General features: G+C 66.0%; 1 pseudogene. It reads left to right on the top strand.

Annotation, left to right across the window (positions count from 1 at the left end):
* Positions 1-89: 89 nt before the first annotated feature.
* Positions 90-988 (top strand): annotated as a pseudogene (locus tag ACZ50K_RS37945) (transposase); the annotation flags it as partial.
* Between the last annotated feature and the right edge of the window lie 148 nt (positions 989-1,136).

The following is a 1,136-nucleotide window of genomic DNA, read 5'->3' as shown; positions in this document are numbered from 1 at the left end:
GTAGGCCGACGATTCCAGCCAAAGACAACCTGAGCGTCAGTCAGTGGGAGAGTCAGACCCCCGGGCGATGCCACCTACATCCTCACTGTCAGTGGACGCCGGGAGACCCGGCGATCACGATGGTCATGGACGCCGGCTACGACGTCACCCGTCTGGCCTGGGTACTGCGGGATCTCCCCGTCGAGCTGGTCGGGCGGATCCGCGGAGACCGGGTAATGCGTCTGCCGAAGCCCTCGCCCAAGGAGTACACCCTCGCCTATCCCCAAGGCGGCAGGCCGCCGAAGCACGGGCCTGAGTTCCGCTTCGCCAAGCCCGAGACCTGGCCCGAACCAGCGATCACCACAGCCACCGACACGCTGCACTACGGCAAGGCGGAAGCCCAGGCGTGGGACCGAGTCCACCCGAGACTGACCCACCGCTCTGCCTGGCTGGAACACGACGGTGAACTCCCCATCGTCGAAGGCACCCTGGTCCGGCTGAAGGTCCAGCATCTCTCGAAAGAACGAGAGACCCCGCCCGTGTGGTTGTGGTCCTCCAGGACAGGCGCCACCCCGGCCGACGTGAACCTGTGCTGGCAAGTGTTCCTCCGGAGGTTCGATCTGGAGCACACCTTCCGCTTCGGGAAACAGACCCTCGGCTGGACCACTCCGAAAGTCCGCACTCCGCAGGCAGCGGACCGCTGGACCTGGCTGCTGGTCGTCGCCCTCGCCAAGCTCCGCTCGCCCGGCCGATGGCCACGGACCTCCGCAGGCCCTGGGAGAAACCCGTCAAGCCCGACCGCCTCACCCCGGCCCGGGTCAGCCGCGGGTTCAGGAACATCCGCGCCCACCTGCTCTGCCCGGCCCGTGTTCCCCAACCCACGGGAACCGGTCCCGGACGACCGCCTGGCTGCAAGAACCGGCGACCCGCCACCCGCTACGACGTCGGCAAAACCGTCAAACGCCCCGAGACCCTCAAGGCCATCGGCAAGCCCGGAAGATCTTGGTAGATAAAGAACAAGCTCAGAAGCCGTATCTCAACCGATCATGGAGCGTGTGGTTTGAACAGGCTTATCGCCCGGGTGATCTTCCCGTTGTGCGCGTATGAAGGCAGGGCCTCTCGGTAGCTCGGGGATGCGAATCTGACCGAGCAGTGCC

This window comes from Streptomyces sp. NPDC033845 (genome assembly GCF_055576225.1).
Note: the sequence above shows the minus strand (reverse complement) of the source record. Positions and strands in the feature narration are given on the sequence as shown.